Source organism: Pseudomonas sp. lyk4-TYG-107 (assembly GCF_030209055.1).
GTDB lineage: Bacteria > Pseudomonadota > Gammaproteobacteria > Pseudomonadales > Pseudomonadaceae > Aquipseudomonas > Aquipseudomonas putida_A.
In genome coordinates, this window is the sequence record NZ_JARVST010000025.1 from 151,263 (window position 1) to 167,296 (window position 16,034).

The 16,034-nt window shown below is 60.3% G+C and carries 13 protein-coding genes; 4 read left to right on the forward strand and 9 right to left on the reverse strand.

The window, feature by feature from the left end:
• Window positions 1-135 precede the first annotated feature (135 nt).
• Window positions 136-1,269 carry an AGE family epimerase/isomerase gene (locus QRN61_RS20940; RefSeq protein ID WP_285375216.1) on the forward strand — a complete coding sequence of 378 codons (1,134 nt, stop codon included), beginning with the start codon at window positions 136-138 and terminating at the stop codon, window positions 1,267-1,269.
• A gap of 122 nt (window positions 1,270-1,391) precedes the next feature.
• On the opposite strand, the gene QRN61_RS20945 is transcribed toward QRN61_RS20940, so the two are convergent.
• From QRN61_RS20945 to amaB, 9 genes are all read right to left on the reverse strand, one after another.
• Window positions 1,392-2,297 carry a cation diffusion facilitator family transporter gene (locus QRN61_RS20945; protein WP_285375218.1) on the reverse strand — a complete coding sequence of 302 codons (906 nt, stop codon included), beginning with the start codon at window positions 2,295-2,297 and terminating at the stop codon, window positions 1,392-1,394.
• Window positions 2,298-2,495: 198 nt separating this feature from the next.
• Complete coding sequence (locus QRN61_RS20950) at window positions 2,496-3,260, reverse strand: SDR family oxidoreductase (protein ID WP_027613536.1); 765 nt, start codon at window positions 3,258-3,260, stop codon at window positions 2,496-2,498.
• 850 nt (window positions 3,261-4,110) lie between these two features.
• Window positions 4,111-4,827: an ABC transporter ATP-binding protein gene (locus QRN61_RS20955; protein ID WP_047600666.1), complete on the reverse strand. Its 717-nt coding sequence runs from the start codon at window positions 4,825-4,827 to the stop codon at window positions 4,111-4,113.
• Window positions 4,824-5,696 (reverse strand): ABC transporter ATP-binding protein, encoded by an 873-nt coding sequence (locus tag QRN61_RS20960; RefSeq protein ID WP_027613534.1) that lies wholly within the window; start codon window positions 5,694-5,696, stop codon window positions 4,824-4,826. The genes QRN61_RS20955 and QRN61_RS20960 overlap by 4 nt, the downstream gene beginning before the upstream one ends.
• Complete coding sequence (gene livM, locus QRN61_RS20965) at window positions 5,693-6,994, reverse strand: high-affinity branched-chain amino acid ABC transporter permease LivM (protein WP_027613533.1); 1,302 nt, start codon at window positions 6,992-6,994, stop codon at window positions 5,693-5,695. Before livM ends, QRN61_RS20960 begins: the two co-directional genes overlap by 4 nt.
• Before the next feature lie 3 nt (window positions 6,995-6,997).
• Complete coding sequence (locus QRN61_RS20970) at window positions 6,998-7,912, reverse strand: ABC transporter permease subunit (RefSeq protein WP_027613532.1); 915 nt, start codon at window positions 7,910-7,912, stop codon at window positions 6,998-7,000.
• 242 nt (window positions 7,913-8,154) lie between these two features.
• Window positions 8,155-9,288 (reverse strand): ABC transporter substrate-binding protein, encoded by a 1,134-nt coding sequence (locus QRN61_RS20975; RefSeq protein ID WP_027613531.1) that lies wholly within the window; start codon window positions 9,286-9,288, stop codon window positions 8,155-8,157.
• 368 nt (window positions 9,289-9,656) lie between these two features.
• Window positions 9,657-10,940 (reverse strand): L-pipecolate oxidase, encoded by a 1,284-nt coding sequence (gene amaA / locus QRN61_RS20980; protein WP_285375228.1) that lies wholly within the window; start codon window positions 10,938-10,940, stop codon window positions 9,657-9,659.
• A gap of 149 nt (window positions 10,941-11,089) precedes the next feature.
• A complete protein-coding gene (gene amaB, locus QRN61_RS20985; RefSeq protein ID WP_285375231.1) occupies window positions 11,090-12,580 on the reverse strand; it encodes an L-piperidine-6-carboxylate dehydrogenase in 1,491 nt (496 codons plus the stop codon).
• Window positions 12,581-12,745: 165 nt separating this feature from the next.
• Here amaB and QRN61_RS20990 point away from each other — a divergent pair, with 165 nt between their 5' ends.
• The 3 genes from QRN61_RS20990 (at window position 12,746) to nadE (ending at window position 15,918) form a co-directional block, all read left to right on the forward strand.
• Window positions 12,746-13,648: a LysR family transcriptional regulator gene (locus tag QRN61_RS20990; protein ID WP_096794776.1), complete on the forward strand. Its 903-nt coding sequence runs from the start codon at window positions 12,746-12,748 to the stop codon at window positions 13,646-13,648.
• A gap of 214 nt (window positions 13,649-13,862) precedes the next feature.
• A complete protein-coding gene (gene pncB, locus QRN61_RS20995; protein WP_003221154.1) occupies window positions 13,863-15,086 on the forward strand; it encodes a nicotinate phosphoribosyltransferase in 1,224 nt (407 codons plus the stop codon).
• Between the two features lie 4 nt (window positions 15,087-15,090).
• Window positions 15,091-15,918 (forward strand): NAD(+) synthase, encoded by an 828-nt coding sequence (nadE, locus tag QRN61_RS21000; protein ID WP_098966951.1) that lies wholly within the window; start codon window positions 15,091-15,093, stop codon window positions 15,916-15,918.
• Window positions 15,919-16,034: the final 116 nt, after the last annotated feature.

The window sequence follows — 16,034 nt, forward strand, 5'->3', positions numbered from 1 at the left end:
AGGTTTTGTGTACGCTGCAAATCCACTGTGGGAGCGAGCCTGCTCGCGAAGGCGGACTGACAGACTCCGCGTCTCTAAGGCCCGCCGCTCTGCTACCATGTCGCGCAATCGCCCCAGCCGTGACGACGTCCGCCAATGCCCCATGCTTGCCGCTCCACCTCTCTGCCCGAATTGACCGCCCTGTTCAGCAACGTGCAACAGCACTTTCTGAACGTGATCGTGCCGCTTTGGCAAGGCCCGGGCTGGAACGCCGACATGGCGCTGCCCTACGAGGCACTCGACGCGGCGCATCAACCTTTGCCACCGCAACGCTATCGGGCGATGGCCTGCGCACGGCAGCTGTACCTGTTTTCCAGCCTGATCGGGGTTGTGGATAACGCCGAGGCGCGCGCCGCCGCGCTGTTCCGCTCGCTGCAACGGCATTTCCACGACGCCGAGCACGGCGGCTGGTTCTACAGCATCGACGCGCAAGGCAAGCCGCTGGATCAGCGCAAAGACCTCTATACCCACGCCTTCATCCTGTTCGCCTGCGCCCATTACTGGGCCAAGTCCCGGGAGCCGCTGGTGGAATCCACGCTGAACGCCGCACTGGAAATCATCGGTCGGCGCTTCGCCACCGGTGATGGCCTGTACGAAGCCTGCCTGGACCGCGACTGGATCACCCTGCAAACCGGGCCACTGCAGAACCCGCTGATGCACCTGGCCGAAGCATTTCTCGCCACCCTCGCCGTGCGCGAAGACGCGCCGACGCAGCAAGCGCTGCTCGAATTATGCACAGCCATGCACAAGCAGTTCGTCGACCCGCAACATGGCGTGTTGATGGAAAAACCACTGGGGGCTGTGGATAACTGGTACGAGCCAGGGCATCAGTTCGAATGGTATTTCCTGCTTGAGTCTTCAGCCCTGCTGCGTGGTTCGAAACTGCATGCAGCGCTGGACCGGGCATTCGCTTTCACCGAGCAATTCGGTGTTGAACAGCCTTCAGGGGCGGTGCGGGCGATGCTCGATCTGCAACTGGACGGTCGCCCGAAAGATTCGACTCAGCGCATCTGGGCGCAGGCGGAATACCTGCGCGCCCTGACCTTGCGCCCGAACAGCGAAGGCACCGTGCTGCGCCAGTTGCAGGCGCTGCAGCAGCGTTTTCTGCACGCGGGCGGGTGGCATGAATGCCGAGATGAGCTGGGAGAGGTCAGCCGCAAGGACATGCCTTCGACGACGCCTTATCACTTGGCGACTTGTTACAGCGGGCTGGCTGAATATCTGCGTTGATTGAAAAATAGCTTTCGCGAGCAAGCCCGCTCCCACAGGGGAATTTCGGCGAACACAAAATTTGTGTACAGCTCGGATCCCTGTGGGAGCGGGCTTGCTCGCGAATAGCCGTTACACGGTCTCTAGGCAATCCACTTCCTGTCACCGGTAAAGCTGATCGTCAACCAGCGTGCCGCATCCGGCTCGCCCAGCTGCGCCGAAATTTCCTCACGCAACGCATCCAGTTGCCCCACGCTTTGCAGCCGGTAATCCGCCGGCAACACCACATGAATCTCGATAAACCGCGCCCGCCCGTGCTTCTGCACATAGGTCACGTAATCATCGAAACCATGCTCGACCTTCGCCGCTTCCATGACCTGACGCACCTGATCATCCAGGGTGTCCGGGGCAATACCCAGTACATCACGCAGTGCCGGGCCGAGGATCTTGAGCGCCGGTGGCAACATGGTCAGCGCCAGCACGATCAGGATCAGCGGGTCGACAAATTTCGCCCACTCGTCAAAGCCCTGGGCCTTGAGCAGCAACGCGGCGAGAAAACTGATCAACAGGCCGACCGAAAGCATCGCGTCCACCAGCCAGCTGATGTTGTCGAACTGGATCAGGCTCGATTTGAGCTTGCGATTGCGCCGACGCACGTAGAAGAAGTAGGCGAACTCGACGACGGTGAACACCGCCGCATAAATGATCACCAGCCCCAGCTCGATGTCGCGGCCGCCGTTGATGATGCCGAACACACCATTGAGAAAGGCATAGATCGCGATCAACAGCAGGAAGCTGCCTTCGATCAGCAGCACCATCGGCTCGAGATGCCAGAAACCGAACTGGAAGCGGTGATTGCTTTCTTTGGCGATCAGCCGGGCGGTGATCAGCATCAGCACTTTGATGAACGTTGCGATCAGCGAGAAAAAACCATCGAAAAGGATGGATTGCGAACCTGAAACAAAACCGGTGACGATCCCGGCAATCGACACCGCGAACATCAGGATGGTCGATTGTTTGAGCAGTGACTGCTCACCTCGGTTACTCACTTTAACTCCTCGAAAACCTTGAAAACCGCAGGGTGCGGTGGGGTTGTTGAGGAGAGAGTTTACCTTATCGCCATGTTTTGCCTGTTACGGCCTCATCGCTGGCAAGCCAGCTCCCACAGGTACCGAGTCGATTACAAGATTTATGTATACCGACGATCCTGTGGGAGCTGGCTTGCCAGCGATGGCCATTATGCGGTCTTACGCCTTGTTACGCTCGATCGCAAACCCGGCCCAGGTCTGACTCACCGGCATCAGTTCCAGGCTGTTGATGTTGATGTGCGCCGGGGCGTTGAGCACCCAGAAGATGGTCTCGGCGATGTCCTGCGGCTGGATCGGCTCGGCACCGGCGTAAGTGGCGTTGTAGCGTTCCTGGTCACCGGCAAAGCGCACCAGCGAGAACTCGCTTTCGCACAGACCCGGCTCGATGTTGCTGACGCGCACGCCGGTGCCCTGCAGGTCGCAGCGCAGGTTCAGCGAGAATTGCTTAACGAACGCCTTGGTCGCGCCATACACGTGGCTGCCCGGGTACGGGTAGTTGCCGGCGATGGAGCCGAGGTTGACGATACCGGCGCCACGGCCGTGAGCGATCAAACGCGGCAGCAGCAGACGAGTGCTGTACATCAGGCCTTTGACGTTGGTGTCGACCATAGTGTCCCAGTCGTCGAGGTCGCATTTGGGCGCCGGATCGACGCCCAGCGCCAGCCCGGCGTTGTTGATCAGGCCACGCAGCTTGGCGAACGACGGCGGCAGATTGGCAATTGCCTCTTCCATCGCCTTGCGGTCACGCACGTCGAGCACCAGACCATGCACTTCAGTCTGCTTCGACAACTCGGCGCACAGCGCATCGAGACGTTCTGCACGACGGCCGGTCAACACCAGTTTCCAGCCAGCCTCGGCGAAACGACGGGCACAGGCTTCACCAAAACCGGAGGTTGCGCCGGTAATAAACAGGGTGTTGGACATCGTGTTCTCCTTGCGTCGGCCGCCAGCGCAGCCATTGGAATAGAAAATCAGCAGCCAGCATGCCCGGCCCGGCATTTACGAGCAACACCCGCACCGGGACATCTTCCGATCAAAATTTGATCAATCGTCGCTACACCGTATGTGGCTTGGCCTGTAGCCATGTGCACGCACGTTATCCACAGTCCCTTCCACAGTTTCCGGGGGCAAGTGGAAACGCGCAAAGCCGCGCCATACAAGGCTTTGCGCGGGAAACAGAAAGTTTTTTGCTTGACCCTGAAGCCGCTGTTGTGCCGGAGATGGCATTTTGCACGACCGACCGGCCAGCGCAGTGATTGCGCGAGGCCAGTAATTACGGCCCTCAGCGGAGTCTTTCCAGAGTTTAGTCACAGACTTATCCACAGGCTTGCTCACACGTAATTGTTTCTACAGAACAGCCTAGAAAAAGGTTGACAACAGCGTCTTCAGCTCCAGCAAAAACGCCTGATCAAAAAGCGATCACCAGCCTGCAAGCCACGGAAAACAAGGGCTTCAGCCAGCTACTCCCACGTTATTCACAGCCAGCTCCACAGTAAACGGGGACAAGTCAAAACTGTGGAAAAACAGCCATTTGCAGCGTCTATATGTCGCGCTTTGGCAGCTATGGGAATTTGTTTTCCACAATTCTGCCGAAGGTCACAACTTACTTGTGGGAGCTGGCTTGCCAGCGATGGCGGAGTCACTGCCAACATCATTGCTGAATGGCAAACCGCTTTCGCTGGCAAGCCAGCTCCCACAGGGGCCTTGGTGAATTTGAGGAATGAAAAAGCCCCGGGACTTTCGTCGCGGGGCTTTGTGGACAACTCAAGTAGAATCAGTGCCCGCCCAGATAGGCGTTACGCACCTCCTCGTTCACCAATAACTCCTTGCCGGTACCGGTCAGGCGAATCTCGCCGTTGACCATCACGTACGCCCGATCCGACAGCTTCAACGCATGGTTGGCGTTCTGCTCGACGAGGAAAATGGTCATGCCGGTTTTCGCCAGTTCACGCAGGGTGGCGAAGATCTGTTTCACCACGATCGGCGCCAGGCCCAGGCTCGGCTCATCAAGCAACAACAGCTTCGGCCGACTCATCAGGGCGCGGGCGATAGCGAGCATTTGCTGCTCGCCGCCGGACATGGTCATCGCCCGTTGAGTGCGACGCTCTTCGAGCCGCGGGAACAGCTCGAACATGCGCTGCATATCCTCCTTGGCGTACTTGTCACCAATCGGGATGGTGCCCATCAGCAGGTTTTCCTCGACGGTCATGTCGGGGAACACCCGCCGCCCTTCCGGCGACTGCGCGATGCCGTTGGAGGCGATGTAGTGCGAGGACTTGTGGGTGATGTCGACGCCTTGATAGAGGATCTGCCCACCCGCCGCGCGCGGCTGGCCGAAGATCGACATCAGCAGCGTCGATTTACCCGCGCCGTTGGAGCCGATCAGGCTGACGGTCTCGCCTTCGTTGATCTGCAGCGACACGCCCTTGAGGGCCTGGATCGGGCCGTAGAACACGTCTAGGTCTTTGAGTTCGAGGATCGGTTTGCTCATACCAGCTCCTCTTCGTCGGCGCCCAGGTAGGCGGCAATCACTTTCGGATCGTTGCGGATCGCCTCGGGACCGCCTTCGGCGATGACCACGCCGTGATCCAGTACCACGATGTGGTCGGAAATGCTCATTACCATGCCCATGTCGTGTTCGATCAGCACCACGGTCAGATCGTGCTCGTCGCGCAGCAGCCGGATCATCGCGCTCAGCGCTTCGGTTTCCTGAGGGTTGAGGCCGGCGGCCGGTTCGTCGAGGCAGATGATCTGCGGCCGCGTGCACATGGCCCGGGCGATCTCCAGACGGCGTTGCTGGCCGTAGGACAGTTCACCGGCCAGACGGTTGGCGCAGTCCACCAGATCCACCACTTCCAGCCAGTAGAACGCGCAGTCCAGCGCATCACTTTCGGCCTTGCGGTAGCCCTTGGTGTTGAGGATGCCGGCGAGCATGTTGCGGTTGACCCACATGTGCTGGGCCACCAGCAGGTTCTCCAGCACCGACATTTCCTTGAACAGGCGAATGTTCTGGAATGTCCGGGCCAGGCCGGCGCGGTTCACCAAATGGGTGCCGCCGAACATCTTGTAGTACAGGCGACTGAGGAAGCTTTTCGGCGAGACGAAGTCGGTCGGTTTGAAAGACTCGCCCAGCAGCTGGATGACGTTGGTCTGCTTGCCGCGCACGTTGAGTTCGATCTTGCCGCCGGAGGCCTTGTAGAACCCGGTCAGGCAGTTGAACACCGTGGTCTTGCCGGCGCCGTTGGGGCCGATCAGGGCGAAGATCGAGTTGCGTTTGACCTTGAGGCTGACATCGCTCAGAGCCTTGATGCCACCGAAGTGCATCATCAGTTTTTCCACAGAGAGTACGACTTCACTCATGACGCAGTCCTCTCATAGTGAATGGCACCTTTGCGTGGAGTGACCCCGGTACGGCTGATGCGAATCAGCCCGCGAGGTCGCCAGATCATCATCAACACCATCAGGATGCCGAACAGCAGCACGCGGTATTCAGCGAAGCCGCGCAGCAGTTCCGGAGCAACCGTCAACACGAATGCCGCAATCACCACGCCGATGGTCGAGCCCATGCCGCCGAGCACGACGATGGCGAGGATCAGCGCCGATTCGAAGAAGGTGAACGAGGTCGGGTTGACGAAGCCCTGGTAGGTGGCGAAAAACACCCCGGCCAGGCCCGCGGTCGATGCACCGATGGTGAACGCCGAAAGCTTGACCAGTACGTGGTTGAGGCCCATCGAGCGGCAGGCGATTTCATCTTCGCGTAGCGCTTCCCAGGCGCGACCCACCGGCATCTTCACCAGACGATGCTTGATGTACAGCACGGCCAGTACCACCAGGAACAACACCGTGTAGATGAAGTAATACTTCACGTCCGGGTTGTAGGCGATGCCGAAGAACTCGTGGAACGGCACCCCGCCATCCTTGGCCCGCTTGCCGAATTCCAGACCGAAGAAGGTCGGCAGTGGCGCCGGCATGCCGTTCGGCCCGCCGGTCAGCGACAGCCAGTTGTTGAGGATCAGGCGGATGATTTCACCGAAGCCCAGAGTCACGATCGCCAGATAGTCGCCGTGCAGACGCAGCACCGGAAAACCGAGGATGCAGCCGGCCAAACCGGCAGTGATTGCCGCCAGTGGCAGCACGGTCCAGAAGCCCAGCCCGAGGTATTGATAACCGAGCGCCAGACCGTAGGCGCCGATGGCGTAGAACGCCACGTAACCGAGGTCGAGCAGGCCGGCCAGACCGACCACAATGTTCAGCCCCAGGCCCAGCAGCACGTAGATCAGCCCGAGGATGACCACGCCCAGCAGGTACGAGTTGGAGACAAACGGCACGATGACCGCGAGCACGATCAGCAGTGGAATGATCCAGCGCAGACGTGATTTGTGATCGGCAGGCAGCACATGCACACCGGAGCCGGTGCTCTCGAATCCGTCGAGAATCTTCAGGCCCTTGGGCGTCTGCAGAAACAGACTCAAGGCAAAGCGGCCGATCATCACGATGCCGATAAGCCACGCCACGCGGGTTGGTTCGAGGTTGAAGCTGTAGCCTTCGAGCACGACGCCGACAATCGGGCCGAACACGATCAGGGCAATCAGGCCGGCCAGAATCGCCTCAACCAGGCTTTTTTTGATATCGATATTTTTTTGAGTGGTTGAAGACATCGCTTACACCTTCGACACAAGAGGACGGCCCAACAGGCCCTGAGGCCGGAAGACCAGAACAAGTACGAGCAGCGAGAAGCTGAACACGTCTTTGTAGTCGGAGTTGACCAGGCCCGAGAACAGCGACTCGGAGATCCCGAGAATGATCCCGCCGAGCATCGCGCCGGGCAGTGAGCCGATCCCGCCAAGCACGGCGGCGGTGAACGCCTTGATGCCGATGACGAAGCCTGCGTAGAAGTCGAACGTGCCGTAGTTCATGGTGATCAGCACGCCGGCCAGCGCCGCCATTGCTGCACCGATGATGAACACGTAGGAAATCACCCGGTCGGTGTTGATCCCGAGGATCGAAGCCATCTTGCGGTCTTGCTGGGTGGCGCGGCACATGCGGCCGAGCTTGGTGTACTTGATCACGTAGGTCAGCAGGCCCATGCCGACAAATGCGGCGACCAGAATGAAGATCTTGGTGTAGGTCAGTTGGACGAAACCGCTGCCGACGTCGATGCGCCAGGCACCGGTGAGCAGCGTCGGAACACCCTGTTGACGGGCGCCCTGGCTGATCTGGGCATAGTTTTGCAGGATCAGCGAGATACCGATGGCGCTGATCAGCGGTGCCAGTCGGGTGGAGTTGCGCAGAGGTTTGTAAGCGACGCGTTCGATTACCCAGCCATAGACGCCGGTGACGACGATAGTGAAAACCAGCGTGCCAAGCATCAACAGCGGGAAGGATTCGATACCGAAGTAAGCCAGCAGAGCCAGACTGATTGCCGCGAGGTACGCGGAAATCATGTAAACCTCGCCGTGGGCGAAGTTGATCATGCCGATGATGCCGTAGACCATTGTGTAGCCGATGGCGATCAGGCCATAGACCGACCCGAGGGTCAGGCCGTTGACCAGTTGCTGCAGGAAAATACCATCCATAACGCAATCTCACGCAATGAGAACCTGCCCACCGGAGCGGGCGGCTCTTCTAGGAAAAATACAGATTTACGTCGGAGCAATGCAGATACGATCAGCCTATCCGACCGACACCGTCCCTGTGGGAGCGAGCCTGCTCGCGAAAGCGGTCGATCATTCAACACATGTGTTGGCAGTCATTCCGTCTTCGCGAGCAGGCTCGCTCCCACATTGGATGAGTGGGGATCAACCGATCGCGTCAGCCCTTACTTCTGTTTTTCCAGCTGATGGTATTTGCCGTCCTTGTCCCACTGGTAAACCACGTAGTCAGAGACTTTCAGGTCGCCCTTCTTGTCCCAGGCTTTCTCGCCCATGACGGTTTTCACCGGGTTGGCCTTGAGCCACTCGGCGGCTTTTTCGCCACTGTTGGACTTGGCGCCGTTGAAGGCGGCCGCCAGGGTCTGAACCGACGCGTAGGCGTACAGGGTGTAGCCTTCAGGTTCGGTGCCGGCCTTGCGGAACGCATCGACCACGGTCTTGCTGTCTGGCAGCAGACGTGGGTCGGCGCCGAAGGTCATCAGCACGCCGTCAACGTATTGCGGGCCACCGGCGGTGGTCACCAATTCGTCGGTGACGATGCCGTCGTCAGACATGAACTTGACGTCTTTCAGGCCTTCGGTACGCAGTTGCTTGACCAGCGGGCCGGCTTCCGGGTGCAGGCCGCCGAAGTAGACAACGTCGGCACCGGCTGCACGAATCTTGGTGACCACGGCGCTGAAGTCTTTCTCGCCACGGGTCAGGCCTTCATACAGCACCGGCTTCACGCCACGTTTTTCCAGTTGAGCCTTGGTCGCATCGGCCAGGCCCTGACCGTAGGTGTCCTTGTCGTGCAGCACGGCGACTTTCTTGCCCTTGAGCACGTCGACGATGTAGTCGCCCGCGACGATGCCTTGCTGGTCGTCACGCCCGCACATACGGAACATGGCGCTCAGGCCGCGCTCGGTCACTTGCGGGTTGGTGGAACCCGGAGTGATCGCGATAACGCCGGCTTCGTCGTAGATTTCCGAGGCGGGGATGGTGGAAGAGGAGCAGAAGTGACCGACCACGCCGGCTACCTTCTGGTTGACCAGATCCTTGGCGACTGTCACTGCCTGTTTCGGTTCGCAGGCGTCATCGCCCTTGACCAGTACGATTTTCTCGCCGTTGACGCCGCCCGCCGCATTGACCGCGTCCGCCGCTGCCTGTGCACCCTTCATGTACTGCTCGCCAAATGCCGCGTTGGCGCCAGTCATTGGACCCGCTACACCGATTTTCACATCAGCTTGAGCAAACGCAGAAACACCCAGCGCAGTAGCTACTGCGAGGGCCAGAAAGCCTTTCTTGTAAAACGTCTGGGACATGAGGTGGTGCTCCAAGGTTTTTTTTAGTTGGCACTGCGACTTCACTTCACTGAATGCTCTGAGCAAGCGCCGTGCCATCGGTTTTTTATTCTTCAAAAAGTCGCTGCTTTCTTGTTATTTCGACTGTTTCGTTCCCATTTTCATTGGGCGTGCAACCGTCTAAACCGCGGAAGGTGAAACCTTTTTAAATCTGAGGCGCAACCCGCTTGCGCCATCATTGCAACCGCGGCACCAAACGACGTGCAACCAGCCTGTAACAGCTCGCGTCACCGAACTGCACACTGCTGGTGCGGGACTGCTACAACCCGCACCATTAGAGGCTAGTCGCTACGCCGAAAAGCGCCGCTTCCGGCAACATATTTCAACACTCAAATGACGATGCGCAGGCACTGGCCCGCGTGATACAGCGAGAAGCCGGCCTCGTACAGGCAACTGCGCAGGCCGACGCCGGCCAGGGGCTGCATCGGTGCGAAGGGGATCGGCAGGGCTTGAGGATTTCCGTCACACAGGTAGTCGGCGAAGGCTTTGCCGACCACAGTGCCGGTGGTCACGCCACGACCGTTGTAACCGGTGACGGCCACCAGTCCCGGCGCCGGCTCGAACAGCCGCATCAGGTGATCGGGGGTAAAGGCAATGCGCCCGGTCCAGGTGCATTCCCATTCCACCGGTTTCAAGTTGGGGAAGTAGTGTTGCTGCACCCGGTCGGCCCAGGCCTTGAGGAACCACGTCGGCTTCTGATTGCCGTTGCCCAGACTGCCGAGCAACAACCGGCCGTTTTTGTCACGACGGATGCTGCTCAGCACTTGGCGCGTGTCCCACGAGCCCTGCCCGCCGGGGAGGATGTCATGGGCGGCGTCTTCGGTCAGCGGCACCGAAGCGACCTGATAGTAGTAACCGGGGAAGAAGTTGCGCTTGAGTTCGGTCCAGTCGCCCTCGGTGTAGGCGTTGGAGGCGATCACCACTTGCTCGGCGAGTACCGAACCTAGCTCGGTCTGCACCGACCATAGCTGGCCCACGCGTTCGAGACGGGTCACTGGCGAGTGATCGAACATCTGCCCGCCCAGGCCCTTCACCGCGTTGGCCAGGCCGGTGACATAGGCCATCGGGTTGAGCGTACCGGCGCGGCGATCGAGAAGTGCGGCGGCAATCTTCTGCGTACCGGTGGCTTGCTCGCAGGCCTTGCCGGTGAGCAGCTCGACCGGCGCCCCGCGGCGCTTCCATTGTTGCTCGCGACTGCGCAGATCCGCCTCGCCCTTGGCGTTGTGCGCCATGTGCAGGGTGCCTTCGCGCCGCAACTGGCAATCGATGTTGTATTTATCCACAAGGCTGAACACCAGCGCCGGCGCCGCCCCGAGCATGCGGTTGAGCTGACTGCCGACCGCTTCGCCGAATCCGGCCTCGATCTCATCCGGCGGGATCCACATGCCGGCGTTGACCAGCCCGACATTGCGTCCGGAGCCGCCATGCCCGGCACGATGCGCTTCGAGCACGCAGACGCTTTTGCCTTTTTCCAACAGATGCAGCGCCGCCGACAACCCGGTAAACCCGGCGCCGATCACGCAGACATCGACTTTGACCTCACTCTTGAGCGCGGTGTTATCCGGGCGCTGCGGCGTGAGTTTTTCCCACAGACATTCTTCGCGTAACGGCATTGCCAGACTCCAACAGAAACCTAACAAACACTGCGTACCCTGTGGGAGCGAGCCTGCTCGCGAAAGCGGTATATCAGCCAACATCTATACCGACTGACACACCACATTCGCGAGCAGGCTCGCTCCCACTAAGGAGGGATCTCCACCTGTCAGTCGAAGGTAATGCCCTGCGCCAGCGGCAACTCCAGCGAGTAGTTCACGGTGTTGGTCTGGCGGCGCATGTAGGCGCGCCAGGCGTCGGAGCCCGACTCACGACCGCCGCCGGTCTCCTTCTCGCCACCAAACGCGCCGCCGATTTCCGCGCCGCTCGGGCCGATGTTGACGTTGGCGATGCCACAGTCGCTGCCGACCGCCGACATGAACTGCTCGGCCTCGCGCACGTCGGTGGTGAAGATGCACGACGACAGGCCTTGCGGCACCGCATTGTTCAAGCGCAGTGCTTCCTGGAAGTCGCTGTAGCCGACCACGTAGAGGATCGGCGCAAAGGTTTCGCTGCAAACCACATCGCTCTGCTCCGGCATTTCGACAATGGCCGGCGACACGTAGTAGGCGTTGGGAAACTGATCTTCGAGCTGACGCTTGCCGCCGAACACCCGACCGCCCTCGCTCAGTGCCTGCTCCAGCGCGTCCTGCATGTTTTCGAAGCTGTGTTTGTCGATCAGCGGGCCGACCAGATTGCCTTCCAGCGGATGACCGATGCGCACTTTGGCGTACGCGGCTTTGAGGCGGGTGACGATTTCTTCCTTCACCGATTCATGGGCAATCAGCCGACGCAGGGTGGTGCAACGCTGCCCGGCGGTGCCGACCGCACTGAACAGAATGGCGCGTACAGCCATGTCCAGGTCGGCGCTCGGGCCGAGGATCATCGCGTTGTTGCCGCCCAGTTCGAGAATGCTGCGAGCAAAACGTGCGGCGACTTTCGGCGCCACTTCGCGGCCCATGCGGGTGCTGCCGGTGGCGCTGATCAGCGCGATACGCGGGTCATCCACCAGCGCTTCGCCAGCATCACGGCCACCGATGATCACCTGGCACAGGTGCGCCGGCGCATCGGTGAAATTCTTCACCACACGATCGAACAGCGCCTGACAGGCCAGTGCGGTCAGCGGGGTTTTCTCCGACGGCTTCCACACCACCGGGTTACCGCAGACCAGCGCCAACGTAGTGTTCCACGCCCACACCGCGACCGGGAAGTTGAACGCGCTGATCACGCCGACCACGCCCAGCGGATGCCAGGTTTCACGCATGTGGTGGCCCGGGCGCTCGGAGGCGATGGTCAAACCGTACAACTGACGCGACAGGCCGACGGCGAAGTCGCAGATGTCGATCATCTCCTGCACTTCACCGAGGCCTTCCTGAGTGATCTTGCCCGCCTCCCACGACACCAGTTCGCCGAGGTCAGCCTTGTACTCACGCAGCACTTCGCCGAACTGACGCACCAGTTCGCCGCGACGCGGGGCCGGCACCTTGCGCCACAGCTCGAAAGCATGATCTGCGCGACTGATGTGCTGCTCGACTTCGGCCGGGCCTTCCCAGTTCACGGTGGCGATGCGGCTGCCATCGATGGGCGAATGCACCGGCACTTTGCCGTTCTGGTACAGGGCCGGGTTCACACCAAGACGATCAAGCAATGCGGCAACCATGGGTCACTCCTCAAGCGAAAAACTGAATGTGTGCGGCCGAATACTCACGACCGGGCAGGCCTTTAGTTGTAGCTTCCCGAAGGCAAGGCAACAAACGACCTTTACGCGAGATATCATTCCGTTTATTCATGCTGCGCACAGAAAGACAAGAAAAAGGGATCACCCATGCTGAACAAACGCCACTTGCCGTCGATCACCGCACTGCAGTGCTTCGAAGCCGTGACCCGGCACCTGAGCTTCACCCGGGCCGCCGAAGAACTGAACCTGACCCAGAGCGCGGTCAGCAAACAGGTGGCGCAGCTTGAGGAATTGTTGCAGCACTTGTTGTTCCGTCGGGTGCGTCGTCGCTTGCAGATGACCCCGGCCGGGGATTTGTACCTGGTGGAAGTCCGAAAAATCCTCACTCAGGTGGAAATGTCCACGCATTACCTGCGCTCCTACGGCGGCGAGACCGAAGTCCTGCGCGTTTCTACCCCTTCGACCTTCGGCGCGCGCTGGCTGGTACCGCGTCTGAAGGGCTGGCGTCTGCGCCATCCGTCGATCCATCTCGACTTGTGCAACGAGCAGGAGGCCGACGATTTGCTACAGGGGCGCAGCGATCTGGCGTTCTATTTCGGTCAGGGCTCACGCCCCGGCACCGAATGCCTGAAGCTGTTCGGCGAAGAGCTGGTGCCGGTCTGTGCGCCCGGCAGCCTGCCGGATCAGCCCTTCACCGACCCGACGCAACTGACCGATCTGGTGCTGCTGCAAAATGCCTCGCGCCCACAGGCCTGGCATGACTGGTTCGACAGTCAGGGTTACCACACCGAACACAGCTACCACGGCCCGCGTTTCGAAACCTTTTACATGTGCATCCGCGCCGCCCAGGTCGGCTGCGGTGTGGCGCTGCTGCCACGGTTTCTGGTGGAAGAGGAATTGGCCGACGGCAAACTGGTCATTCCCTGGCAGCATGCAATGCCCAGTTCCGACGCCTATTACCTGGCCTACCCGGAGCATGCGGCGGAAGTGCCGAAGGTGCGGGATTTTGTGAAGTGGATGCTGGAGCAGATCGACAGCCCGAATGCCTGACCCGATTGAAAACTGTGGGAGCGAGCCTGCTCGCGAAGAGGCCGGCACATTCAATGTCAATGTCGACTGAAATGACGCCTTCGCGAGCAGGCTCGCTCCCACAAGGGTTCTGCGGTGATCTAAAAAATTGCTGGCAATCCCCACCGCTGATATGCGCCACTAGCGTCATTGATTGATCCCGCGCAACCGCGCGGTGCACCTGGAGACCCCGTTTATGAGCGAGAGTGTGTTTGCCGATCGCATCGTGCAGAACCTGCTCGACACCGACTTCTACAAACTGACGATGATGCAGGCGGTGCTGCACAACTACCCCAACGTCGAAGTCGAATGGGAGTTTCGTTGCCGTAACAGCGAGGATCTGCGGCCGTATCTGGCCGAGATTCGCTACCAGATCGAGCGTCTGGCCGAGCTGAGCCTGAGTGCCGACCAGTTGAGTTTTCTCGAGCGCATCACCTTCCTCAAACCGGATTTCCTGCGCTTTCTCGGCCTGTTCCGCTTCAACCTGCGCTACCTGCACACCGGCATCGAGAACGGCGAACTGTTCATCCGTCTGCGTGGCCCGTGGCTGCATGTGATCCTCTACGAAGTGCCGCTGCTGGCGATCGTCAGCGAAGTGCGCAACCGCTATCGCTACCGGGAAATCGAACTGGTGCAGGCGCGGGAACAGCTGTATCGCAAGTTCGACTGGCTCAGCGCCAACGCCTCGGCTGACGAACTGGCGCAATTGCAGGTCGCCGACTTCGGCACCCGCCGGCGCTTTTCGTACCGCGTGCAGGAAGAAGTGGTCAATGTGCTGAAGCACGATTTCCCCGGGCGCTTTGTCGGCACCAGCAACGTGCACTTGTCCCGCGAGCTGGACATGAAACCGCTGGGTACCATGGCCCATGAATGGATCATGGCCCACCAGCAACTCGGCCCACGCTTGATCGACAGCCAGATCGCCGCGCTCGACTGCTGGGTGCGCGAATACCGTGGCCTGCTGGGGATTGCTCTCACCGATTGCATCACCACCGACGCGTTTCTCGGCGACTTCGACCTGTTCTTCGCCAAGCTCTTCGATGGTCTGCGCCACGATTCAGGGGATCCGGTGCAGTGGGGCGAAAAATGCATCGCCCACTATCACAAGCTCGGCATCGACCCGATGAGCAAGACCCTGGTGTTCTCCGACAGTCTGACCTTGCCCAAGTCGCTGGAGATCTTCCGCGCGCTGCACGGGCGGATCAACGTCAGCTTCGGCATCGGCACCAACCTGACCTGTGACATTCCGGGTGTCGAACCGATGAGCATCGTGCTTAAAATGACCGCCTGCAACGGCCAGCCGGTGGCGAAGATCTCCGACGAGCCCGGCAAGACCCACTGCAAAGACCCGAATTTCGTCGCCTATTTGCGACATGTGTTCCAGGTTCCTGCCGATTCCAGTCTATCTAGCAAGGAGTGAATTCATGCAAGCCGTACAGCGTGAGATTGCTGAACAGCTCAAGGTGCAACCGCCATTCGCCGGGCATCAGGCCCTCGAAGCGGAAGTCGCCCGGCGCATCACCTTTATCCAGGATTGCCTGGTCAATTCCGGCCTCAAGACCCTGGTGCTGGGCATCAGCGGCGGCGTCGACTCGCTGACCGCCGGCCTCCTGGCCCAGCGCGCCATGCGTGAACTGCGCGAGCGCACCGGCGACGACGCCTACAAGTTCATCGCCGTGCGCCTGCCGTACGAAACCCAGTTCGACGAGCACGACGCCCAGGCTTCGGTGGATTTCATCGCGCCGGACGAACGCCACACCGTGAACATCGGCCCGGCGGTCAAATCCCTGGCCAAGGAAGTCGCGGCGTTCGAAGGCAAACATGCGGTGTCGGTGGATTTCGTGCTCGGCAACACCAAGGCGCGGATGCGCATGGTCGCCCAGTACACCATCGCCGGCGCCGCGCACGGTCTGGTGATCGGCACCGACCACGCGGCGGAAGCGGTGATGGGCTTCTTCACCAAGTTCGGTGACGGCGCCTGCGACCTGGCCCCGCTCAGCGGTCTGGTGAAAAACCAGGTCCGGGCGATTGCCCGCAGCTTTGGCGCACCGGAATCGCTGGTGGAAAAAGTGCCGACCGCGGATCTGGAAGACCTGTCGCCGGGCAAACCGGACGAAGCCTCCCACGGCGTGACCTACGCCGAGATCGACGCCTTCCTGCACGGCGAGCCGGTGCGTCAGGAAGCGTTCGACATCATCGTCAGCACCTACAACAAGACCCATCACAAGCGGGTCATGCCGTTCGCGCCTTGATCGGTGACCGAATGAAAAAGCCCGCTGAGGAGCGATCCTCAGCGGGCTTTTCTTTGGCCAGTGTCGCGTCCTGAATAAGGTTTACACCTTCTGACCAATCTTCAGGAGGATTCAAT